The following is a 23,368-nucleotide window of genomic DNA, read 5'->3' on the forward strand; positions in this document are numbered from 1 at the left end:
ATCTATCCATTCCCGTAAGTTTGGGGTTAGTAATCGCTAACCCCATCTTATTGGTTTCATTGCATATATAATGAAATATACGTTACCTAAATACCTTTTTGCCGCCTTGCTTGCCCTTTCACTGGGGTGCAGCACAGCAAAGCAAAACACAGCTGCCTTTACAAAAGAGAGGCAACTACCCATAGACCGCAGGGTAGACTCTGTATTAGCACTAATGACCCTTGAAGAAAAAGTGGGACAGATGAACCAGTATAATGGTTTTTGGGATGTTACAGGCCCTGCACCACAGGGTGGCGATGCGGCATTAAAATATGAACACCTTAAAAAAGGCTGGGTTGGCTCTATGTTAAACGTTAAGGGCGTTAAAGATGTAAGAGCCCTGCAAAAAATTGCAGTTGAAGAAACCAGGCTGCACATCCCGGTAATTTTTGGGTTTGACGTTATTCATGGCTATAAAACCATAAGCCCCATACCTCTTGCCGAAGCTGCAAGTTGGGACATGGAAATTATAGAAAGATCTGCACAAATTGCTGCTGCCGAGGCTGCTGCAAGTGGCCTTAACTGGACATTTGCCCCAATGGTAGATGTAAGCCGCGATGCCCGCTGGGGCCGTGTTATGGAAGGTGCCGGAGAAGACCCTTACCTAAACAGCCGTATTGCTGTGGCACGTGTAAAAGGGTTTCAGGGTAACCTGGGCGAATTTAATGTAGCTGCCTGTGTAAAACATTTTGCAGGCTACTCTTTTGCCGAAGCAGGGAGAGATTATAACACCGTAGATATTAGCAACAATACACTTCACAATATAGTACTGCCTCCGTTTAAAGCAGCGTCTGACGCAGGGGCATTAACCTTCATGAACTCTTTTAACGAACTCGAAGGTATACCGGCCACCGGCAACGCCTACCTGCAGCGCGATATACTTAAACGCGACTGGGGATTTAAAGGCTTTGTGGTGTCCGATTGGGGGTCTATGGGAGAGATGGTAACCCACGGTTATACAAAAGACCTGAAGGAAGCGGCAGAGAAAGCGGCTAATGCCGGCAGCGATATGGATATGGAATCTCACGGATATGTAGAACACCTTGCAGCATTGGTTCGTGAAGGTAAAGTAAGCGAAGATAAAATTAACGATGCTGCGCGCCGTATACTCAGTGTGAAATTTGAATTGGGATTATTTGATGATCCTTATAAATATTGCAATGAGGCGCGTGAACAGCAAACTATTGGTAAAAAAGAATTTCAGGATGGTGTTCTGGATGTGGCAAAAAAATCGATCGTACTGCTTAAAAACGAACGCAGCCTGCTCCCGTTAAAAAAACAGGGACAAAAAATTACCGTAATTGGTGCATTGGCAAATGATAAAACAAGTCCGCTTGGCAGTTGGAGGATAGCCGCAGAAGATGGCACGGCTGTATCTGTTTTAGAAGGTCTTAACCAGTATAAAGGCAATACAATAACGTATGCTAAAGGTGCCGATGTGGCTGTTGGTAAAACTCTGTTTGGCAGCGAAACAAAAATAAACACTACTGATAAAAGCGGTTTTGCTGAAGCTGTTGCCGCTGCAAAAAATGCCGATGTAGTTGTGATGGTTTTAGGCGAACATGGACTGCAAACAGGCGAAGGCCGCAGCCGTGCAAAGTTAGACCTTCCGGGCGTACAACAAGAACTGTTGGAAGCTGTTTATAAAGTGAACCAAAATATAGTATTGGTTTTGCAAAATGGCAGGCCGTTAACCATACCCTGGGCTGCAGAGAATGTTCCTGCCATTGTAGAAGGATGGCACCTGGGTACACAAAGTGGCAACGCTATTGCTCAGGTTTTATATGGCGATTATAACCCAAGTGGTAAATTACCTATGAGTTTCCCGAGGAGTATAGGGCAAGTGCCGTTATACTACAACCATAAAAGTACGGGCAGGCCAGGTGGCGATACGCCTACAGAGAGTGTTTTCTGGTCGCATTATGGTGACGAGGCTAACAGTGCCCTCTACCCTTTTGGCCACGGCCTTAGCTATTCTAAATTTGAGTATAGCAACCTTAAATTAAGTGGCTCGTCTTTTGGAAAAAACGGAAACATTACGGTTAGTGTAGATGTTAAAAACAACAGTACTGTAGATGGTAAAGAAGTGGTACAGCTATACCTGCACGATTTGTTTGCATCGGTAACGCGCCCTGTTAAAGAGCTTAAAGCCTTTGAACTGGCCGAAATTAAAGCCGGACAAACAAAAACTATTACCTTTACTATTAATGAAAAAGCAATAGAATTTTATACTGCCAATAACAAATGGGAGGCTGAAGCCGGAGATTTTAAAGTATTTGTGGGCGGCAGCTCTGTAACAAAACTTGAGGTACCTTTTAGCTACACCAATTAATATTATATTTATAATGAAAAGACTATCTGTACTATTATTACTTGCTGGCATTACGGCTACAGCACAGGTTAAAAAAGGAAAAGTTGTTTGGGAAGAAAACTTTGACGGTAAAGCCCTTAACGAAGCAGTTTGGAATTACGAACTGGGCAACGGCTGCCCCGATAACTGTGGTTTTGGCAATGCCGAAAAACAAATTTACACTAAAACAAACCATAAGGTTGCCAATGGTTTTTTAACCATTACCACAAAAAAAGAGGCCGATACGTATACCAGCACCCGTATTACCACTAAAGGTAAAAAAGAGTTTAAGTATGGCTATATAGAAGCACGCCTTAAACTGCCTGTAGGCAAAGGTATATGGCCGGCCTTCTGGATGCTTGGTGCTGATATAGACAAAACAGGCTGGCCCTTAGCCGGTGAAATTGATATTATGGAGTATGTGGGGCGTGAACCGCACATGGCTTATGCAACCCTGCATACTAAAGAAACGCATGGTGAACACGCTAACGGCAAAAAAACCGAATTTAATAACCTCGAAGAGGGTTTTCATGTATTTGGTGTAGACTGGACAAAGGATAAGATTACGTTTTATGTAGATGATAAACCGGTACATAGCTTTGCCCCAAAAGAAAAAACACAGGAAATATGGCCCTTTGATAAACCCTACTTCTTTTTACTGAATGTGGCTGTAGGCGGATATTTTGGAGGTATGGAGGTTGATGACAGCATTTTTCCGCAAGAGTATGTTGTTGACTATATTAAAGTATATTCTAATTAAGTTTTGGGTTAGTTAGATTTTGGGGCCGCAATTGCGGCCCCTTTTTTTATTGTGCCAAAGATTAGTTTATGCCATTCCTTAGTCGACTCTTAGTAAGAAATACTATTTACCGCTCTTCCATTTCGAAGGACTAATTTACTTAAACCGAGATTCTTCAACTACGCTGCGCTCCGTTCGGAATAACAAACTGCAAGAAAACTACAGCATCTTCCTGGCTCTTTCTAAATCTTCGGGGGTATCAATACCAATACCGGCGTGGCTGGTTTCTACCATGCGTATCTTTTTACCGTACTCAAGATAGCGTAGCTGCTCCAATTTTTCAGATGCTTCAAGGCTTTGCATAGGCAGTTTATAAAAATCCATTAAGGCATGCTTGCGGAAAGCGTAAATACCTATGTGCCTAAAATAGCGCACACCGGCATCTGTATCTCTTGGATACGGAATAACCGAGCGTGAAAAGTACAGCGCGAAATGCTTTTGGTCTACAATTACCTTTACATTATTGGGGTTCTCTATATCTTCCTTATCAGTAATGTGCATCATTACCGATGCTAAATCTACCTCGCGGGCAATATCATTTTTAAACACTTCGAGTACATCGGCAAGTGGCTCTTTATTTATAAATGGCTCGTCGCCCTGCACATTAACTACAATATCTACATCAAGATTTTCGACAGCCTCTGCAATACGGTCGCTGCCACTTTCGTGTTCCTTGATGCTCATTATAGCCTTGCCCCCATTTGCCACTATTTCATTGTAAATAATATCAGAGTCGGTTACCACAAACACATCGTCAAACAGGCCGGTGCCCAGCGCTGCCTGATACGTTCTTGTAATTACGGTTTGCCCGCCAAGGTCCTGCATAAGTTTTGCGGGGAAACGGGTGCTGGCATATCGTGCCGGTATTACTGCTATGATTTTCATATATTTTCAGTAGAGACACATCAAATGCGTCTTTATATTTTGTTTTAAATTTAGATATTGCACTGCAACGTTTGTGTGATTACAATTACCAGAGACGAATTCAATGCGTCTCTACTCCTCAAAAGCATCATCCTTAAACCCTATTAAATAAACCTTTTCTTTAGATCGGGTAATGGCAGTGTACAGCCAGCGGATGTAATCCTTGTCGATACCCTCCGGCAGGTAAGGCTGCTCTACAAAAACCGTATTCCACTGCCCACCCTGGCTTTTATGGCAGGTAATGGCATAAGAGAATTTTACCTGCAGCGCATTAAAATGCGGGTTGTTCTTTATCTTTAAAAACTTGCGGTACTGTGGTTCTCCTTCATAATCTTTCTGTACTTCCTGGTACAACCTGTTCGACTCGTCGTATGTTAACGATGGCGACTCGCTGTTAATTGTGTCCAGTAGCAGGTATGTTTCCAGATGCGGGCTGTTAGGATAATCTATCAGTCGTACTTTTACACGGGCAAAATTAAATCCGTACATTTCTTCTATCCTGAATATCTCAAGCACTTCTAAAATATCGCCATTGGCAATAAATCCTGCCTCTGACTTTTCGTCAAGCCAAAAATAATTATTTTTTACCACCATCATGTAATCGCCTGCCGAAAGTTCGCTTTCGCGGGATAGTACACGGGTGCGTATTTGCTGGTTGTAAGCGTTGGCACGCTTGTTAGACCGTACTATAAAAGCAGTGTCTTCTATGCTATAATTGCTGTAAGCCTGGTCTATGGCATCCTGAATATCATAGCCGTCCGTAAGCCTTATAATATCTTTAAACCCACGTACTTTAAACTGGAATGCATCTACAAAAGCCGATTTTAGTATCTCCCGTAACTCGGTAGCGTTATACAGTATGCCCGAGTTAAATTCCTGACGCATAACTTCATCAAGCTCTATATGCTGCACTTCTTTAAGGTAATGCTGTGCAAGCGACTGCTCATTAAGCGCCGGGCTAAGGTCGGAGTTTACCGGTGGCAGCTGCGCGGTATCGCCTACAAGTATCATTTTGCAGTTGATGCCGGAATAGACGTAAGACATAAGATCATCCAGCAGCGACCCGTTTTCATACATTTTAGATTCTGCCGGAGTGTCAGATATCATTGAGGCTTCATCTACAATAAAAATGGTGTCCTTAAATTTATTGGGTTGTTTTGTAAACCCCATGGTACCGCCACTTCCCTTTTTAGGGAAATATATGCGCTTATGTATGGTATGTGCCGGCTTATTTGAATAGCCCGAAATTACTTTTGCTGCACGGCCCGTGGGTGCCAGCAACACATATTTTTTATTAGCCTCGCGCAGGTTATTTACCAGTGTAGATATTATTGTGGTCTTACCCGTACCCGCATAACCCTTAAGCACAAAAAGCTCGTCGCGGCCGGTGTTTATAACAAATTCAGCTATTTTTTGTAAAAAAATATCCTGCTTAAGTGTGGGGCTAAACGGGAAGTTTTGCCGTAATAATCTATAAAATTGAGCAGGGGCCATTAATAGTGCAGTGGTTAATTTTTGTATGCCCAAAGATAGTGCATCGATAAATAACAGTTGCGAGGATTTTGCCACGAATTGCACTAATTTCATTAATCTTTTAATTTCAAATGTTTTAATATAGCTATTTTTGAATTTGTGAAAATTCGCGAAATTCGTGGCTTATCTTTTTTTAATGTAATTCGTGGCTAAAAAATTATAAGCCCGAAAAAGAATGTAAATTTGTAACCCAATAACCACCTTAATGAACGACGCCATTACCACAAAAAATTACAAAAAACTGTCGCTGCAAATAGCGGCAACAGGCATGTCGTTTTGTGTTTTTGATACGCTAAACTGGGAAATAACCAATTTTAATTACATAGCTTTTGGCAGGCATGTGCCTATAGAAGACGAGTTGTGGCGTGTTTTTGTTCAGTACCCAGAGTTGAAGAACAGCTATGACGAAATCGTGGTATTGCACGACAACAGCTTTAATACGTTTGTGCCCAATGCGTTGTTCGACGAGAATTATCCCGGCAGTTACCTGCAATATAACACACGAGTTTTTGAAGCCGACTTTTTTGCGTGGGATGTTTTGCCAGTATACAACATGACTAATGTGTATGTGCCACTTATGAATGTGAACAACTTTTTAGTGGAACGCCTTGGTGCTTTTGATTATAAAAACACCAATACCATACTCGTAGAAAAGCTTCTGGATGCATCGGTTAATATTGATGAAAAACAGGTATTTGCCCACATACAGGAAGCCCATTTTGAGATAGTTGTGGTAAGTAACCAAAAATTGCTGCTTTACAACTCGTTTGAATACAGCTCTCCCGAAGATTTTTTATACTACCTGCTCTTTACCATGGAGCAGCTTAGCCTTAACCCCGAAACAGCAAAAATTTTGCTGTTGGGCAACATAACCGAAGCCGATCCGCGTTTTAGCCTTGCATATACGTATATTCGTAATGTGTCGCTGTACGAACCACACGGCCCGGTACTAAAATGGAATGCCGATAAAGATGCGGCATTGCAAAATTTTATCTTATTTAACTCATGAGAATCATTTCAGGAAAATATAAAGGCCGCAGGATAAATGCGCCTAAGAACCTGCCCGTTAGGCCAACTACAGATATGAGCAAAGAATCGTTGTTTAACATTCTTAACCACCGCATAGATTTTGTGGGCTTAAAGGTGCTCGATCTTTTTAGTGGGACCGGTAACTTAAGTTACGAATTTGGCTCGCGTGGCGCTGCAACTATTACTGCTGTTGATGCAGATATGGGCTGTATAAAATTTATAAAGAAAACCGCCGGGGAGTTTGACCTGAACATCTCTGCCGTGAAAAACGATGTGGCAAAATTTCTGAAAGGCCATAAGGCAAGCTATGACATTATTGTTGCCGACCCACCTTATGCTATGGAACAGAAACTGTTTGAAGAAATGGTTACCCTTGTTTTTGAAAATGAACTGCTTAACGAAGATGGTATCATGATTATAGAGCACTCCAAATACACCAAACTGGAGCACATGATGCATTACTCGTTCCATAAAAAATATGGTGGCTCTATCTTTACCTTTTTTGAATTTGATAATGGTGAAGGCGATGCCGTTGGGATTGTAGAGGATGGGGACACGGAGGAGGATTAAATCCTAACATATACCATGCAGGAACTAAAACCATTTTGGAACCGGATTTTTAAATTCAACTGGGGGTTTGCCCTGGTTTTAGTTCTTGTTGTTTGCATTACAAGATTTGTTTTAGTATTGGATGCTAATAAATCGGGAAATTATGGACTAATTGGTATTGTAATGCTTATTTCGGCCATTACTCCTTTTATATTTCTTACCAAATACGGAAGGAAAGAAATTGGAATGGTAAAACCTAAAAAGTATTTAGCCTTGCTTATCGCTTTCATCGCCGGACTTATTTTTAGCCTAATACTATACTATTTGGGTTATAACCTTTACCACAATACATACGAAAACTGGTATGCATACATTGGTAAATCGTATAATATTCCTACCGTAATATCAGTAAATGATAAAGCAATTTTATTTAGTATTATGGCTTTTACAGGAATGATATTTAGCCCCATTGGTGAAGAGTTGTTCTTTAGGGGAATTGTACATTCTGCCTTTGCAAAATCCATTGGCGATACCAAAGCCTCCATTGCTGATAGTTCAGCATTTGCACTTACACACATTTCACACTTTGGGTTAGTATATCTAAATTCCCGATGGGATTTTTTTCCTGTACCTGCACTTATTTGGGTAGCAGGAATGTTTTTGGCAAGCCTTATGTTTTTTGTTTTCAAAAAACATTCGGGTTCTATTTTAGGAGCAATAATGTGCCATGCAGGTTTCAATCTGGGAATGATTTACGCAATATTTTATTTGATGTAATTTTAAATTAATTGTTTGGACAATATACCAAGAGTTGGTATATTTGAAATAAAAACGGTTATGGCTAAGAACACATCAATATTATTAGGCGGTCATTTCGAAGAATTCATAAGTAATGAAGTGGCTTCAGGCAGATACAACTCTGCCAGCGAAGTTGTACGTTCAGCATTGCGATTGCTTGAAATCGAGGAGCAAAAAGTCAAACACCTTAGATATGAATTAGAAATTGGTGAACAAAGTGGAATGGTTTCAGATTTTGACCCCGAAGCTCACTTGGAATATTTACGCAAAAAACATTTATGAATAATTACCGCATAAGTAAAGCAGCAATACTTGACCTTGAAAAAATTTGGGTGTATACTTTAAAAAATTGGTCGGCGGACCAGGCAGATCAATATGTTAGTTTATTGATTGATGAAATTAAATATTTGGCCACTAATTTTGAAAGCGGGAAAAACATTGATCAAATCAAACACGGTTTCAGAGTATCCAAAGTAAAATCACATCTAATATTTTATAAGAAGGCAGACGAAATAATTGAGGTCGTCCGGATTTTACATCAAAGAATGGATATTAAAAATCAACTCAAATAGTCACCTTATTCTCCCCTCATTCTCATTAACCCTTCTCTCTTCTTTCCCTTTAAAATTCCCGAATTTATACTTTAACGATAAAGCAATTTCGCGGGTATCGGTATAGTATCGGCCACGGGATGAGATGTTGTTTATTGCAAAATCTTCATTAAAGTTCATATTCCTGAAAACGTCGTTAAAGCTTAGCGTGCAATCCAGCGATTTAAAGAAGGTTTTGGTAAAACCAACATCCATTATAAAAAAGGCATTGCGGGTAAAGATACCTTCATTACGTTTTGTGGTTCCCCAAACAGAGAGCATTGCAGTATAGGCTTTAGGCAGTTTAAAGGTATTGTTAGAATAGTAATACAAATAGGGTTTAGATGTACTTAATAACGCCGACGGGTCTTCTATTTTATTCAGCACCATACTCAGCACATTATTAACCGTCCATAATTTATAACTAAATGGTATAACGGTTTCAAAAGTAAAACCAGATTCTTTAGCATAATTAATAGTGTTAAGGCTTATAAGTGTTTGGGCAGTATCATACGTAAATGTAGCGTATGAAGGGTCTTTTGTTGTGTAGTATCGCATGGTAGCCGACATCTCTTTGTACTGAAACCCTGCTGAAACTTCATCGGTGATCGTAGGGTTTAAGTTCAGGTTGCTCGCAAAAACCATAAAGGGACTGCCGTAAACCGTAACCTGGCTGGTAGATGAATAATTAGGCCGGGCAATACTTTTGGCATAATTAAGGCTCACGCTCATGGTGCTGTCTATAGCATAATCCAGTTGTGCTTTTGGGAAAATATTGGTATAGTGCTTATCTATTGTAAGTGTAGAGGTATTATTATATTTCCCTTCAATATCAGTAGTTTCTACACGCAAACCACCCGAATAACTTAACTTTTTAACTTTGCCGGATAGTTGGGTGTATCCTGCTGCATTCTGCTCCCTAAAATCATAGAGCGATTGCATTTGTGCAGGCGTTACATAATCATCTACTGCAAAATTCGTTTTGGCTGTAGCCGATAAATATAGTGCACCCACTTCCAGTTTTATATCGTTCTTAAAAACCTTTTCTGCATCGGCCCGGCCGGTAAAAGCATTAACCGTAAATTTCTGGTTGCGGTGTTGTGCAGCAACAAACTGGGTATCATTATAATTGTTTTGAACGTCGCTGTAAGACGTTTGATAAAAGTTAGAATACTGCAGGCCGGTAAATAATTTGGCATCCAGGCTTTTTATCTTTTTATTGTAATTTATAAATGAGTTTACAAAATTTCGCTGGTTATCATTCCGGCTAAGAGTGGTAATATTATCTGCCGTGTTATTTTGTAATATATAAGTCTGTGTATGGTTTCTGTCGTCATCGCCCTGTAGCTTGGCATTTACATTTGCCGAGATATAATCGTCATCATTAAACTGGTGAAAAATACCCCCGCCAAAAATATATTGCGCCCGGTCAGATATCGACCTGATCTTATAATTAGTTGCAACGCGGGCATCACTAATAGTTACATTATTGCCGTTTGCCTCCCAATGATAGAGTTTGTTATAATTAAAATTGGCTTTAAACTCTGTTTTACCTTTCTTAAAACCGGTATTTACCCCGGTGTAATTATTGTAACCCCGTTTAAATGATGCTGTTTCTAATCCTGAAATTTCGAAGCCATCGCGCCTGCTTCTTTTACGGGTTATAAACACTACTGCCCTGCCCTCTGCCTCATACTTAGCAGACGGATTTTTAATGATTTCTATCGTTTTTATATCCTCAACCGAGAGTGCATTAAGGTCGTTCATGCCCACTTTTTGATTATCAATATAAATAAGAGGGTCGCCGCGGCCTATAATGCTCAGGCTCTCCTTATCGGCACTTACTATTACACTCGGCAGTTTAGCCATAAGGTCTAACGGGCTTGGCGATGCCTTAAAAATTGAGTTGGCCACATCAACTTTTATATTTCCGTTATGGTTTGTAAACATTTTATTTTCAGAGTTTATAGCCACTTCATCTAAAACAATAGCTTTAGTAATTAATACGACAGAAATTGAAATATCTACATCGGGTTTCACTTCTCTAAATTCGGTTTCATATCCTGTTGCAGATAATTGCAGCGTGTAATTGTCCGGTGCTATTTCCTTAAACAGAAACACTCCTTTTTCTATCAGCACAGTTTTTATAAGTGTTCCCGTAGTTGTAAGTAGTAATGCTTCCCCTTCAATTATTAATTGCCCTTCGGAGTCTTTAACCACTCCCGAAAGGTTATGCCTGCTTTGTGCAAAGCAACACACAGAAAATAAGAGGAAGAGTAAACAAAAGGATTTCATCGGGTCGGTTAATGCAGCAAAAGTCAGCAAATTATCGTCAGTGAGGGTTAATCGTAGGTTAAAGGGCGGTTAAAAACTCAATGAAACAATAAATGATTTATTTTTGATGTTGAAATACAACTGTATGAAACTCAAAATTAACCTGCTCATTATTTTTTCTACCATTATACTGGTGGTACTTGCGGCTATGCAATACTATCTGGTAAAAACCGCTTACGACTATAAAGTAGAAGAATTCAGGACAGAGATACAAAACAAAATAGCAAAGGTTACTAATGAGGATAACGATATAGACTCTTCCATCTTTTATAAAAAAAACCTGTTATATAAAGAGATGGTTGCCCAGTATATTAAAGACAGCCGAAAAGGTTTTAAAATTGAAGATACTGTGCAGCAGGGCGAATTTCGCGATGTGCTTTCGGGCAGGCTGCAACAGGAACTTAAGCATGAATTTCCTGAGCTTAAATTAGATTTTGCCGTAGTACTCAACAAGTTTGTAATGTATGATGGCTCCGTGCCCGATACCCTTTTTGCGCAGGAACCGCGTATAGAAAATGCCATAATGGGATCGCTTACCTCGCTTGATGATGCCTTTATGGTACGCAATTATGTAGGTACTGTTGCAGGCAGTTCTAATGGCTTAGGTAATGACCATAGTTTACTAACCGAAGACACTTTGTATATTTATATACACGACTGGCAGCAGGTTATTTACAGCCGGATGCTACTTATATTCCTGTTCTCTGCGTTTGTAATGATTACGCTTATAACGCTTTTTGTAATTGCTATAAGGGCGCTTATCAAACAAAAAAAGGTAAGCGATATTAAGACCGATTTTATTAATAACATTACCCACGAACTTAAAACACCGCTTACAACCCTGTCTGTTTCTACAAAAATATTGCAGCGCAAAGAGACTATTAACGATCCTGAATTATTCAACAATATTGTAGATACCATTAGCCGCCAGAATATTCGCCTGCAAAATCTTATAGACCAGGTTTTAGTGAATTCATTGGGATACGATGAGATAGAGCTCTCTAAAGAAAATATTGAAATTACTGCCCTGTTACAAACTGTTTGCAACGATTTTACTATGGCGCACCCTAACATCGACTTTAAAACTGACTTTAATAAAACGGCTATAAAACTTGTTTTAGATACTTTTTATCTTACTACTGCCATTACAAATGTGCTGGAAAACGCGGTTAAGTACGGTTGTAAAAGCATTACCTTAAAAACGGTTTTGCAGTATGGCTTTTTTACCATCAGTATTCAGGATGATGGTATAGGTATTGCAAAAGACAAGCAGTTGCTCCTTTTTGATAAATTTTATCGTGTGGCACAAGGCAATATACACAATGCGAAAGGCCTTGGCCTGGGGCTATATTATACCAACCAGATTGTAAAGGCGCATCAGGGTTATATAAATGTAATAAGCCAGTTGGGCAAGGGTGCAATGTTTAATATAACTATTCCGGCAGTATAATTTTATGAAAAAAATTCTCTTAGCCGAAGACGATGCCGATTTTGCAGGGGTTTTAAAAATGTATCTCGAAATTCATGGGTATGCCGTGTCCTATTGCAAAGATGGCGAAGAGGCCCTACAACTTTCGCAAAAAGAAATATTCGACATTTGTATACTTGATGTGATGATGCCTAAGCTTGATGGTTTTACATTGGCTGAAAAAATGAATACCGATACTCCTTTTATTTTCCTTACCGCCCGCAAGCTTAAAGAAGACAAAATTAAAGGCCTTAAACTGGGTGCCGATGATTATATAGTAAAGCCTTTTGAAGTTGATGAGCTGGTTTTAAGGATTGGGAATATACTAAAGCGCAGCGAAAAAAGAAGTAGTATACCAACTGAAGATACATTTACAATAGGGCAATACACACTCAATACCAATCGGTTAGAACTAAAATTTGAATCTGCAGTTCAGCAACTTACCCAAAAGGAAGCTGCTTTGGTCATTTACCTGTACCATAACAGGAACAGGCTGTTAAAGCGTGATGAAATATTAAAAGCCATCTGGCAAACTGATGATTTCTTTTCTGGCCGTAGCATGGATGTATACATTAGCCGTTTACGAAAATATTTCCAGAAAGATTCCTCAATACGCATTGAGAGTGTTAGGCATCTTGGGCTGGAGTTTAAAGTAGGCTACTAATAAAACCACATACAAATTTGTGGAATTCGTGAAATTCGCGGCTAAAAAATTAAAAAAAGCAGGCCTGTAAGCCGGATTCTGTATCCCCGAGGGACCCTTATCATTTATCTAAACACAACATTACTGTTGCGATCAATCTGCCTACCCCCCGGCATCGGGCGGGCAGCCCTACAATAGCCGGTATACATGGCATTTCACCGCATAGAGTTTACCTGGTTTCACTACAGCATTACCTGTACATACTTTCTGTTGCACTTGTCCTCCCGCGGTTCTGCATACCACGGTGACGGGCGTTACCCGCTATGCTGCCCTCTGGTGTCCGGACTTTCCTCCCTTTTTGCAAAGAGCGATAAGGCGGCCTGCGGCGCGAAGATACTTTAAAAAATGGAATTTCAAATTTGCGGTTTCACATTTATGGCCGAATAAGCATATAAATTGTAGTGGCATTTATAATACGTTACCAATTTAACGAATCAAAACTACGTGATTAAAATTAACATAGTCACTACATCGCTGTAGTAAATAAAAAATGTATATTTGTGGTTTTGTAGAATAGTATAGAATAGAATAATTTTATAAATCCACTTTTACTTATTTATAATATGAAAAATAAATTTATTAATCGCGCTTTAATTTTATTGCTCCCTGGGGCACTTTTGCTCTTTACTAATTGTAACGCACAGGATAAGGCATTGTATATTAAATCTAAAGATGATTTAAACAAAATAACATTGTCATTAAATGCTAATGGCGAGTTATCTTATAATGTAACACATAAAGATAAAACTTTTATTCTTGACTCCCCTCTTGGACTTAACTGTGAAAATGAAGATTTTACAAAAGGATTATCTGTCGCAAATGTTTCGCAAATTACAGAAAAAAGGGAAAAATATGAACTTAAGGTTGCCAATAATAAAAGTATAGACCATGTTTTTAAAAGTAAAAGCATAACCTTTAAAAACAATAAAGGACAATTATTAATCGTCGATATAATTGCAGGAAATGAAGGTGTTGCTTTTAGATACCGTTTCCCCAATGAAGGAAATAGCATCCTTAAAATAAAAGAGGAGCTTACTGCATTTCATATTGCCCAAAATGCAAAAGGCTGGATGCAACCCTATAATAAGGCCGGAGATTATACTCCCGGTTACGAAGATTTTTATGTAAATGTAAATTCCGGCGACCCTATAAGAGGAGAACGCAATCCGTCTGTTGGGTGGTGCATGCCTGCACTGTTTAATGTAAATGATAATAAAAACTGGGTATTAATTGCAGAATCCGGCAATGAGGGCACATATCCCGGTTGTCACTTAGCACCTGATTCTAAGGGTGGCATTTATAAAGTTGCATTTGCAAAGAAAGACGAGAAATTTACATTGCCGTTACCCGATAAAGAAAATGTTTACCCGGAGTCAAGCCTGCCATGGGTTATGCCGTGGAGGGTTATTATCATAGGCGAACAAGCCGGAGATATACTACTTTCAACCCTTATTACAGATTTAGCTCCTGCCTCTAAAATTGAAGATACTTCGTGGATAGAGCCCGGAAAGGCGGCGTGGTCATGGTGGTCGCACCCTGATGACCATTCGCCCGAAATTTATAATGAATTTACAGATGTTTCGGCGGCATTTGGTTTTAAATATACACTTTTTGATGCAGGCTGGGAAAAGGCAAATAAAGACGGTAATATTATAAACATAGCCACTGCAAAAGGTATTAAACCTTTGGTTTGGGGATATTCATCAGAATATTTTGACACTAAGAAAAGGAAAGACAGGTTTAAACAACTGGCAGGCATGGGCGTTAAAGGCGTTAAGATAGACTTTTGGTGCTCTGACAGGCAGGAGGTAATGGCAACGTTGCAATCTGTATTTGAAGATGCTGCCAAAGAACATCTACTGATAAACCTTCATGGTACAACAATACCAAGGGGGTGGCACAGGACATGGCCTAATTTTATGACTGCAGAAGCTATACTTGGTACGGAAAGTTATTTTTATGAGCCCAGGTTTCCTGAAGAAGCCGCACAGCAAAATACGGTGCTGCCTTTTACAAGAAACGTAGCGGGCCCGGCAGACTATACCCCGTTTGCATTAACCATGAGAAAATACCCGCGACTTAACACCGCAGCTCATGAGCTTTCTATGGCTATGATATACACATCGGGTATTATACATTTTGCCGACTCTAAAGAGATATTTGACTCGCTACCGGCAGAGGTTAAAAACCTATTAAAAGATATGCCCGCCACCTGGGATAAAACAGAATATTTAGTTGCCGAACCGGGCAAAGCGTTAATACTTTCACGAAAAAAAGATGCACTGTCTTATATTGTGGGTATAAATGGTACTAATAAAGAGCTGCCTGTTAAACTGGACCTTGCAAAATATGGTAAAGGCTTCTCGCATTTCAGGATCATAAAAGAAGGACAGGATGCTTTAATGGGCTTTGATATAAAAACATACCCGATAACTTCTGGCTGGAATTATAATTTAGCGCCAAAAGGCGGTTTTATTATTCAGTTCATTAACGATAAAAAATAATAGTAAATGTTTTTGTCCTTTATTTTTAACTCTTAAATGTTCTTTAACAGTTATGTTTATTGTAGTGTAACAGGCTGTCTGTCCTAAATCTTCATTCAAAATTAAGATTAACATTTCGTTGGCTGCATGCAAAATATGAAATCTTTAATTTTAAGATAATAAAGCAAACTAACTTAAAGGACAAAGAATATGGACAGACAGATGTATCATTATGCAACGGTAAGCAAAGCGTTGCAGGAACTGGCAGAAAAAGGTTTTACAACAGATTTTAACCTGCAGGAAGATCGCATTAAGGCAAACTTTAGCGATTTTGAGATCGTTGAAATTTACCGTTATGAAGGCGAAAGCGACCCTGGTGATGAGGCTACTGTATATGGTATAAAAAGTGTAGACGGGCAAAAAGGGGTTTTTGTTGCAGGCTCTGGTGCATTTGAAGAAAACAGCGCTGCCAAGCTCTTAGATACTATGAGCATTAAAGGCAGGGAAGCGCAATAAGCAATGAACAGGCTGCAAAAAAAACTCGAAAAAATAGGGAGCGATCCTAAAACAACTGCAAAAGCTGTTGGCTTACGCTATTCGTTGTCGTCTGATAAGGGCTACTACAGGAAACGTAAAGCCAATGGCTTTTCTTATATAGATGAAACCGGTACAACCATAAAAGACAAAGACGCTTTGGCGCGTATTAAGGCACTGGTAATACCACCGGCCTGGGAAAACGTATGGATATCGCCTTATGAAAATGGACACCTGCAGGTAACGGGAACTGACGTTAAAGGCCGTAAACAATACCGCTACCACCCTGACTGGAACAAGATACGCAACCAGTCAAAATTCTTTCGCTTACGCAGGTTTGCGCTGGCGTTGCCGCATATTCGCGAACAGGTAGAAAAAGATTTAAAACGAAATGGGTTACCCTACGAAAAAATTGTGGCACTTGTGGTTAAACTTATAGAACTTACAAATATTCGTATAGGTAACGACGCTTACAAAAAATTATATGGTTCCTTTGGGCTTACAACGCTACGCGACAGGCACGTAAAGTTTGACGGTGCCACGGTAATGTTCGACTTTGTGGGTAAAAAAGGCGTTAAGCATAAAATAAAACTACAAAGCCGCCGCATGGCTAACCTTGTAAAAAAATGCCAGGACATACCGGGACAGGAATTGTTCCAGTATCTTGATGATGATGGGCACAGGCATACCATTGGGTCGGGAGATATAAACAATTATTTAAAGGAGATTTCGGGAGAAGATTTTACAGCCAAAGACTTTAGGGCATGGGCAGGCAGCCTTAATGCATTATGCGCTTTTAATGAACTGGGCGAGTTTGAAAGCGTAACCGATTTTAAACGTAAAGTAGTAAGCGTATTAGATTCTGTTGCCGAAAAACTGGGCAATACCCGTACTGTTTGCAAAAAGTATTATGTGCACCCTACAGTTGTTGCTGCTTATGAAAAAGGAACGCTCTGGAACTACAAAATTACAGAGATTAATAATGATGGAGAACTTAACCCATCTGAAAAAGCATTACTCGAATTATTGTCTACCGAAGACATAGCAGATGTGATAACATAGTAATCAGCTGTAGATATAATCTCAGACACGAATTTCATAGATTACACAAATTTATCAGATTTGTTGTTTGTGAAATTCGTGTCATAATTTTAGTCAGTTTTAAGCTTCTGTATATATTAACTTACATCTACAACGAAATTATTTATATTTGAACCTATGGCGATACATCGCTGTTTCAAATATAAGACATGGACAACTACACCGTCATACTATTTATACTCGCCATTATGATAGGGCTATCTGCCATGGCAGATAAGATTAACCTGCCTTACCCCATTTTGCTTATCGTAGCAGGTATAGGGATGGGATTCATTCCTATGCTGCCGCCTATGGAGATAAACCCCGAAATTATTTTCCTGATATTTTTACCGCCTTTATTATATGATGCTGCCTTTAATATTTCGTTTAAAGAATTTAAAACAAACATAAATACAATAGCAACGCTCTCAATAACATTGGTGTTTTTAACAGCTTTGGGTATTGCCGCCGTGGCCTATTATCTTGTACCCGGCATGACGTGGCCGTTGGCATTTGTATTAGGTTCTATACTTTCTGCTACCGATGCTGTTGCTGCTATGAGTATAACAAAAGGTTTAGGATTATCGCATAAAACAAATACTATATTAGAGGGCGAAAGCCTTGTAAATGATGCCTCTGCACTTGTAGCGTATCGCTTTGCCGTAGCTGCCGTAACCGGTAGTGCCTTTGTTTTCTGGAAAGCAGGGCTTGAGTTTTTATTACTCCTTGGGGGTGGCTTTGTAGTGGGCGCAGTAATGGGTAAAGTACTGGCTTTTATAATTATGAGGGTTGATAAAAACAAGGTAGTAATTATTAGTTTTATGCTGCTCATGCCTTTTATAACCTATCTTCTGGCTGAAGAACTTCACGTATCGGGGGTTATTGCAGCCGTAACGCTTGGGCTATCCATCGCCCGTTTTAGCAATAAGGTTTTTCCGGTTACTTTTAAGGAGCAGTCAAAATCTATCTGGGATATTATCATATTTATGCTGAACGGACTGATTTTTATTTTAATAGGCCTGCAATTTCCTTATGTATTAAAAAATATAGATGTGGCCGATGTTGGGTTTTACAGCCTTGTGGCGTTAGTTATTACCATTGTAGCGCTGGCCATACGCATGGTGCGTATATTTCTTCAGAAAATAAATTTGCAAAAAGCTTTCAGTGCAAAAAAAGGCAGGATAACAGAAGAAGCTCTGCTTGATTTTAAAAATAGCCTTATCATTGGATGGTCGGGCATGCGGGGCATTGTTTCATTGGCTATCGCACTTGGTTTACCTGAACATCTTGAAGATGGCACGCCATTTCCCCTACGTAATCCAATTATATTTATATCGGTAGCAGTAGTTTTGTTTACCCTTATTGGACAGGGACTTACGCTGCCATGGATAGTAAAGAAACTGGAAGAAAAAGAATGATTTTATTTTCCTGAAATCTGCATTTGCTAAGTATTTTTGATTTTTAATTTACTAAGCCCTGATACTTTGTAACTTAATAATTATTCGTGTTTTGCAGGATGTAAATCGTAGGCGGGTAACTATAAATCTCAAATGATTTGCTATATTTGCTACTCACTAAATGCTATGGAACAGTTTATTGTATCAGCCCGCAAGTACCGCCCGCAAACCTTTAAGGATGTGGTTGGGCAACAGGCTATTACCAATACCCTGCTTAATGCTATAGACAGTAACCACCTGGCACAGGCACTGTTATTTACCGGTCCTCGTGGTGTAGGTAAAACAACCTGTGCGCGTATATTAGCCCGAAAAATAAACCAGGAAGGCTATGATGACCCGTATGAAGATTTTGCTTTTAACGTGTTCGAGCTTGATGCTGCTTCTAACAACTCTGTAGATGATATCCGAAGCCTTATAGACCAGGTAAGGATACCCCCGCAAACAGGTAAGTATAAAGTTTATATTATAGATGAGGTGCACATGCTCTCTCAGGCTGCTTTTAACGCGTTCCTTAAAACGCTTGAAGAGCCGCCAAGGCATGCCATTTTTATACTGGCTACTACAGAGAAGCACAAGATTATCCCTACAATTTTATCGCGATGCCAGATATTTGATTTTAAAAGAATAACGGTTAAAGATGCTAAAGACCATCTTGCAGAAGTTGCCCGTAGCCAGGGAATAACTTTTGAAGATGATGCCCTGCACATCATTGCCCAGAAGGCCGATGGTGCCATGCGCGATGCCCTTTCTATTTTTGACAGGGTAGTAAGTTATTGCGGAAGCAACCTTACACGACAGGCTGTTACAGAGAACCTTAACGTACTCGATTACGAGTATTACATTAAGGTAACTGATTTAATATTAGAGAATAAAATACCCGATCTTCTGTTAGCTTACAATGATATTTTGGCTAAAGGTTTTGACGGACATCATTTTATTGCCGGGCTTGCCTCCCATTTTAGAGACCTATTAGTGTCTAAAAATCCGGCTACACTGGTGTTACTTGAAGCCGGCGAAGTTGCCCAAAACCTATACGGCATTCAGGCGCAAAAAGCAAGTCAGGATTTCCTGCTAAAAGGTATTGACATTGCCAATGATTGCGACCTTAAATATAAAGTAAGCCAAAACCAGCGCCTCCTTGCTGAGCTTTGCCTTATGCAGCTTGCCTCTATCACTTTTGATGGAGAAAAAAAAAAGCTGACCAATTTATAATTCCGCCTCACTATTTTAAAAATTTAGCGGCTCCGGTGGCTAAAGCTGTTGAAGCGCAGGCTGAACAGGCACCGATTATTCATATTGCTGAGCCATCTGTTACCATAGTTTCCGAAGAAAAACCGGCAACTATTACTCCCCTGCCCGCAACACAACTTGAAGTTACAGAACCCCAGGTGGTTAAACCTGCTGTTACTAAACCAGATTTAAATACGGGAGAAGTTAAGGTATCGGCATTTTCATTATCGGGATTACGTATGAAACGCGAAATGGCCGAAAGTCAGAGAGCGAGCGTTAAAAATCCTGATGAGTTGCCCCGCGAAAAGTTTAATGAAACCGATATGCGCCTGCAATGGAACAAGTTTGCACAGCGCCTTAGTGATGCCGGCCAAAAGATCATGGCTACGTATATGCAAATTAACGACCCTGTTTTAGACCCTGATGGTATAACGATACGATTAGAATTGCCTAACGGAGGGTCTAAGGTGGATTTTGACAATAACAAGTTGGATTTATTAGGTTACATGCGTGGCAAACTACACAATCATGATGTTGTTATAGAGGTTCATGTTAATGAGATTGTAAGTACTAAACATGCTTTTACCCCCGAAGAAAAGTACGAAAAGCTAAAAGCCATGAACCCGGCTGTAGAGATGCTCCGAAAAATGTTTGACCTGGATATATAATATAGGCATTAACTAAAAGACAATTGTATGAAACTATTCATTTTACTATTTCTTACATTTTACAGCCTGAATATTTTTGCACAAACAAATCTGAAAAAAGAATTTTACCTTGACGAGAACAATAAGCCAATCTTGCTTACAGAGTTTAAGGGTAAAGTTAGCTTGTACAATAAATACGGATATACTGTTGTATCTGAAACAGATAGTACTCTTACAGCTAAAATCATTTTTAGGGAAAAAACGGGAATCCTGCAACCTGGCGAACGTGATGCAGTTGTTAAAACGTTGCAACAGCTAACACATAACGCCGTTAATGTATCTCAAACTATTATTATAAATTACTTTTACAGTGAACCTGTAAAAAACCAGGCTCCATGTATAGACCATTACACATCTGATAAAAAATATTTGCGTTTTATAAATAAGCACACTGATTATGCCCAGTTTTTTATGACCGAGAAAGGCTTTAATTACAGTCAGCAATCAGTTTATGAAGATGTAAATGAAACTATCCGCAACCTGCTTTTTAAAGACGTAGTGCATTGTGGTAACTACATAATAATAAAACCAGACGGGCACTATTATAAACGGGTTGGTGAATACAGGCAGGATGACATTCCTTCTAAAATAAAAGAAGACTGGTAATTTATTAAACTACCGGCCCGGATACAAAATAATCATTGCTTGTTAAATACATGTACAAAATTTAAATTGTCTACACCCCAAAGAGCAAGTACAGCAGAGGTGAAATCAGCATAATTATAAGTGTAAAAACCATTACTTACATCTATGCCTGCTACGGGCATGTTCATTATTAGCCTGTTACTTAAATTATTAAAAACCCTCGTATCGGTTTGTATATATATGTTACGATCGCCAAAGTCTAACGGGTCTAAAGTATAATTATATTTCCCAAAAACCTTCGTATAATTTTTAGAGTAAAACGAAAGCGTAGGAATAATCTTAGGCTTTAATACACCCTGCTCTATCTTATTACTATTTACCGCAACCGTTAATGATTGTGGTAATTGTTGTGCATTACAAAAACATGTAGTTGCTAATGCGATTATGATAAAGTATATTTTCATGATGATGTAATTAGCTACGAATTATAAAGTTACGGAAAAACTGAACGTGAATGGTTATTACTTTATACATTTACAACATCTTGTTAAAGATTTAAATAAAATATCGCGCCATTTCGGCAATTAAAACACACATTATCAATATTATGAACTTACTTGTAGAGTATAAGGATTTAGAAACAATGGGTTTTGATAGTGGAGGTACCGAAATGTTATCTTATAAAGGCAAACCATTTACCGGATTCATTGTTGAATACTGTACAAATGGCATTTTAATATCTGAAGAAGAATATAAAGATGGCTATAAGAATGGTGTTAATAGAAGTTACTTTGAAAATGGCCAGATTGAAGAGGAATATTTCAGTAAATATAATCGTTTCTATAACACTTTCACGTCATGGGATATAAATGGCAATCTTATTTTAAAAACAACGTATGACGATAATGGAATAGAAATAGATCGTATTGTAGAATGAAGATTACAATTATAGTAACAGTGGATATGGAAAAATCATTGTGTACAAAGATTGATTGGTAAACATAATTTGTAGCATTTATTGAAAATAATTACCCAGCTGGCGTGAGCCTCGGGCTCGTGCCGGTAAAGACGCATAACAATAGAAGTATTTATTACAAAAAGGCCACCAGCAATTAGTGAATATCGGCACGAGCCTGAGGCTCGCGCTAGCGAGGGGATTATAAAGTTACATAAAATTACAGGGTATAATTACATTTGAACATTACTTATCGTTGTTTAAAACTCATGTATAATCGCAAAAATGAATTGTACAAAAATAAAAAATGAATTGTACACATTTTAACCAAATATACACAGTTTAAACAATATTTAAACACCAGTGAAAAAACACTAAAAAAGTGCCATTTTACTGGTGTTTTCTGCTTTAAATATTTGGCGGTATCGTTGCTTTTAACTATCTTTATAGAGTTATAAGTCAGTTATAAACTTTATAAGACGTTCTTTTATAAGTGCTTTATTTTTATCCATTGTTATGGCCATAGAGCCTTTTTTATATGGCGGGTATGGCTTTTGTTGGAATTTGCTTTTAAATCGCTTACAAAGCGGAAAAATGTATCTGTAGGTATCAACCTTAAAAAATTCCAAATCTCCTAATATATAAGCGACGTTGTTTCTTATATAGATGCTTTTGCTGTCCATCCTTGTGGTATTCATTTGATGGTTTATTTCGCCGGTGCGCTTATTACGGGCAAATACCGTTTCATGGCTACCATAGTATTGAAAGTTGGATGCCTTATAAATTGTGCCGCAACCTAAGCGGCCATCAGCAAAGGACTGTACAGCAACAATATTTTTATCAAGCTTTGGCAGTTGCTTAAGGGAATGCGCAATTAGTAAGCTTTCAGCATTTTTACCTAATTCATCACTTATCCACATCCGGTTAAGTTCTAACATTATGGCATCAGGGTTGGGGTGTGTAAATAGCCTTGCTTTGGGGTGCATCGTATAGCCATATACTGCCACGCCAATACAGTTATCTGTACCAGGTCTATAAAACCCAAAGTTATAAAGGCCAAAGCCTGCATTGTTCCACTTATTGCTATAATGATTTTTAACTATTAGCTCCTTAGCTACTTCTTTAGGCACTTGCCTGATCTCTAATTCTCCTAAATTCTTTGTTGTTAATCTTAACGTTTTAAATTCCATTCGTATTTTGATTGATGATTGATGATGATTA

General features: G+C 38.9%; 22 protein-coding genes and 1 other RNA gene. 17 read left to right on the forward strand and 6 right to left on the reverse strand.

Annotated elements, in window-relative coordinates:
• Positions 1 to 70: 70 nt before the first annotated feature.
• Both bglX and F565_RS0101100 read left to right on the forward strand, forming a co-directional pair.
• Positions 71 to 2,371: a beta-glucosidase BglX gene (gene bglX / locus F565_RS0101095; RefSeq protein ID WP_020211340.1), complete on the forward strand. Its 2,301-nt coding sequence runs from the start codon at positions 71 to 73 to the stop codon at positions 2,369 to 2,371.
• Positions 2,372 to 2,384: 13 nt separating this feature from the next.
• Positions 2,385 to 3,149: a glycoside hydrolase family 16 protein gene (locus tag F565_RS0101100; protein WP_026299811.1), complete on the forward strand. Its 765-nt coding sequence runs from the start codon at positions 2,385 to 2,387 to the stop codon at positions 3,147 to 3,149.
• Positions 3,150 to 3,347: 198 nt separating this feature from the next.
• On the opposite strand, the gene kdsB is transcribed toward F565_RS0101100, so the two are convergent.
• Both kdsB and F565_RS0101110 read right to left on the reverse strand, forming a co-directional pair.
• Positions 3,348 to 4,073, reverse strand: coding sequence for a 3-deoxy-manno-octulosonate cytidylyltransferase (gene kdsB / locus F565_RS0101105; RefSeq protein WP_020211342.1), 726 nt, complete (start codon positions 4,071 to 4,073; stop codon positions 3,348 to 3,350).
• Positions 4,074 to 4,184: 111 nt separating this feature from the next.
• The gene (locus tag F565_RS0101110) at positions 4,185 to 5,606 is read right to left on the reverse strand and encodes an ATP-dependent DNA helicase (protein ID WP_026299812.1); all 1,422 of its coding nucleotides are present in this window, start codon (positions 5,604 to 5,606) and stop codon (positions 4,185 to 4,187) included.
• A 244-nt stretch (positions 5,607 to 5,850) separates the two neighbouring features.
• Between F565_RS0101110 and F565_RS0101115 the strand changes: the two genes are divergently transcribed.
• Genes F565_RS0101115 through F565_RS0101135 form a run of 5 tightly spaced genes read left to right on the forward strand, consistent with a single transcriptional unit; the run spans position 5,851 to position 8,593 of the window.
• Positions 5,851 to 6,654, forward strand: a complete 804-nt coding sequence (locus tag F565_RS0101115) for a DUF3822 family protein (RefSeq protein ID WP_020211344.1) — start codon at positions 5,851 to 5,853, stop codon at positions 6,652 to 6,654.
• Positions 6,651 to 7,244, forward strand: coding sequence for a 16S rRNA (guanine(966)-N(2))-methyltransferase RsmD (gene rsmD / locus F565_RS0101120; protein ID WP_020211345.1), 594 nt, complete (start codon positions 6,651 to 6,653; stop codon positions 7,242 to 7,244). Before F565_RS0101115 ends, rsmD begins: the two co-directional genes overlap by 4 nt.
• A 15-nt stretch (positions 7,245 to 7,259) precedes the next feature.
• On the forward strand, positions 7,260 to 8,000 hold the full coding sequence (locus F565_RS0101125) for a CPBP family intramembrane glutamic endopeptidase (protein WP_020211346.1): 741 nt from the start codon (positions 7,260 to 7,262) through the stop codon (positions 7,998 to 8,000).
• Positions 8,001 to 8,060: 60 nt separating this feature from the next.
• Positions 8,061 to 8,303 (forward strand): type II toxin-antitoxin system ParD family antitoxin, encoded by a 243-nt coding sequence (locus F565_RS0101130; RefSeq protein ID WP_026299813.1) that lies wholly within the window; start codon positions 8,061 to 8,063, stop codon positions 8,301 to 8,303.
• A complete protein-coding gene (locus tag F565_RS0101135; RefSeq protein WP_020211348.1) occupies positions 8,300 to 8,593 on the forward strand; it encodes a type II toxin-antitoxin system RelE/ParE family toxin in 294 nt (97 codons plus the stop codon). Before F565_RS0101130 ends, F565_RS0101135 begins: the two co-directional genes overlap by 4 nt.
• Here the strand turns inward: F565_RS0101135 and F565_RS0101140 are convergent, their stop codons facing one another.
• On the reverse strand, positions 8,594 to 10,831 hold the full coding sequence (locus F565_RS0101140) for a TonB-dependent receptor (RefSeq protein WP_020211349.1): 2,238 nt from the start codon (positions 10,829 to 10,831) through the stop codon (positions 8,594 to 8,596).
• Between the two features lie 199 nt (positions 10,832 to 11,030).
• Here F565_RS0101140 and F565_RS0101145 point away from each other — a divergent pair, with 199 nt between their 5' ends.
• Complete coding sequence (locus tag F565_RS0101145; RefSeq protein ID WP_020211350.1) at positions 11,031 to 12,395, forward strand: sensor histidine kinase; 1,365 nt, start codon at positions 11,031 to 11,033, stop codon at positions 12,393 to 12,395.
• A gap of 4 nt (positions 12,396 to 12,399) precedes the next feature.
• Positions 12,400 to 13,077, forward strand: coding sequence for a response regulator transcription factor (locus F565_RS0101150; protein WP_020211351.1), 678 nt, complete (start codon positions 12,400 to 12,402; stop codon positions 13,075 to 13,077).
• Between the two features lie 51 nt (positions 13,078 to 13,128).
• On the opposite strand, the gene rnpB is transcribed toward F565_RS0101150, so the two are convergent.
• Positions 13,129 to 13,443, reverse strand: an RNA gene (gene rnpB, locus F565_RS22270) — RNase P RNA component class A.
• A gap of 236 nt (positions 13,444 to 13,679) precedes the next feature.
• Here rnpB and F565_RS0101155 point away from each other — a divergent pair.
• From F565_RS0101155 to F565_RS0101185, 7 genes are all read left to right on the forward strand, one after another.
• Positions 13,680 to 15,620, forward strand: a complete 1,941-nt coding sequence (locus tag F565_RS0101155) for a glycoside hydrolase family 97 protein (protein ID WP_020211352.1) — start codon at positions 13,680 to 13,682, stop codon at positions 15,618 to 15,620.
• Positions 15,621 to 15,809: 189 nt separating this feature from the next.
• Positions 15,810 to 16,115 carry a hypothetical protein gene (locus F565_RS0101160; protein WP_020211353.1) on the forward strand — a complete coding sequence of 102 codons (306 nt, stop codon included), beginning with the start codon at positions 15,810 to 15,812 and terminating at the stop codon, positions 16,113 to 16,115.
• 3 nt (positions 16,116 to 16,118) lie between these two features.
• Positions 16,119 to 17,195, forward strand: coding sequence for a DNA topoisomerase IB (locus F565_RS0101165; RefSeq protein WP_020211354.1), 1,077 nt, complete (start codon positions 16,119 to 16,121; stop codon positions 17,193 to 17,195).
• Between the two features lie 188 nt (positions 17,196 to 17,383).
• Positions 17,384 to 18,631, forward strand: coding sequence for a Na+/H+ antiporter (locus F565_RS0101170; protein WP_026299814.1), 1,248 nt, complete (start codon positions 17,384 to 17,386; stop codon positions 18,629 to 18,631).
• Between the two features lie 165 nt (positions 18,632 to 18,796).
• Positions 18,797 to 19,882 carry a DNA polymerase III subunit gamma/tau gene (gene dnaX / locus F565_RS0101175; protein WP_020211356.1) on the forward strand — a complete coding sequence of 362 codons (1,086 nt, stop codon included), beginning with the start codon at positions 18,797 to 18,799 and terminating at the stop codon, positions 19,880 to 19,882.
• Positions 19,883 to 19,917: 35 nt separating this feature from the next.
• Positions 19,918 to 20,568 carry a hypothetical protein gene (locus F565_RS0101180; RefSeq protein WP_020211357.1) on the forward strand — a complete coding sequence of 217 codons (651 nt, stop codon included), beginning with the start codon at positions 19,918 to 19,920 and terminating at the stop codon, positions 20,566 to 20,568.
• 27 nt (positions 20,569 to 20,595) lie between these two features.
• Positions 20,596 to 21,213, forward strand: coding sequence for a hypothetical protein (locus tag F565_RS0101185; RefSeq protein WP_020211358.1), 618 nt, complete (start codon positions 20,596 to 20,598; stop codon positions 21,211 to 21,213).
• Positions 21,214 to 21,245: 32 nt separating this feature from the next.
• On the opposite strand, the gene F565_RS0101190 is transcribed toward F565_RS0101185, so the two are convergent.
• Positions 21,246 to 21,656: a hypothetical protein gene (locus tag F565_RS0101190; protein ID WP_020211359.1), complete on the reverse strand. Its 411-nt coding sequence runs from the start codon at positions 21,654 to 21,656 to the stop codon at positions 21,246 to 21,248.
• Between the two features lie 143 nt (positions 21,657 to 21,799).
• On the opposite strand from F565_RS0101190, the gene F565_RS0101195 reads away from it, so the two are divergent.
• On the forward strand, positions 21,800 to 22,129 hold the full coding sequence (locus F565_RS0101195) for a toxin-antitoxin system YwqK family antitoxin (protein ID WP_020211360.1): 330 nt from the start codon (positions 21,800 to 21,802) through the stop codon (positions 22,127 to 22,129).
• A 470-nt stretch (positions 22,130 to 22,599) separates the two neighbouring features.
• Here F565_RS0101195 and F565_RS0101200 read toward each other — a convergent pair whose 3' ends face one another.
• Complete coding sequence (locus tag F565_RS0101200) at positions 22,600 to 23,337, reverse strand: Mom family adenine methylcarbamoylation protein (RefSeq protein ID WP_035641773.1); 738 nt, start codon at positions 23,335 to 23,337, stop codon at positions 22,600 to 22,602.
• Positions 23,338 to 23,368 lie beyond the last annotated feature (31 nt).

It is taken from the genome of Flavobacterium rivuli WB 3.3-2 = DSM 21788 (assembly GCF_000378485.1).
Classification (GTDB): domain Bacteria; phylum Bacteroidota; class Bacteroidia; order Flavobacteriales; family Flavobacteriaceae; genus Flavobacterium; species Flavobacterium rivuli.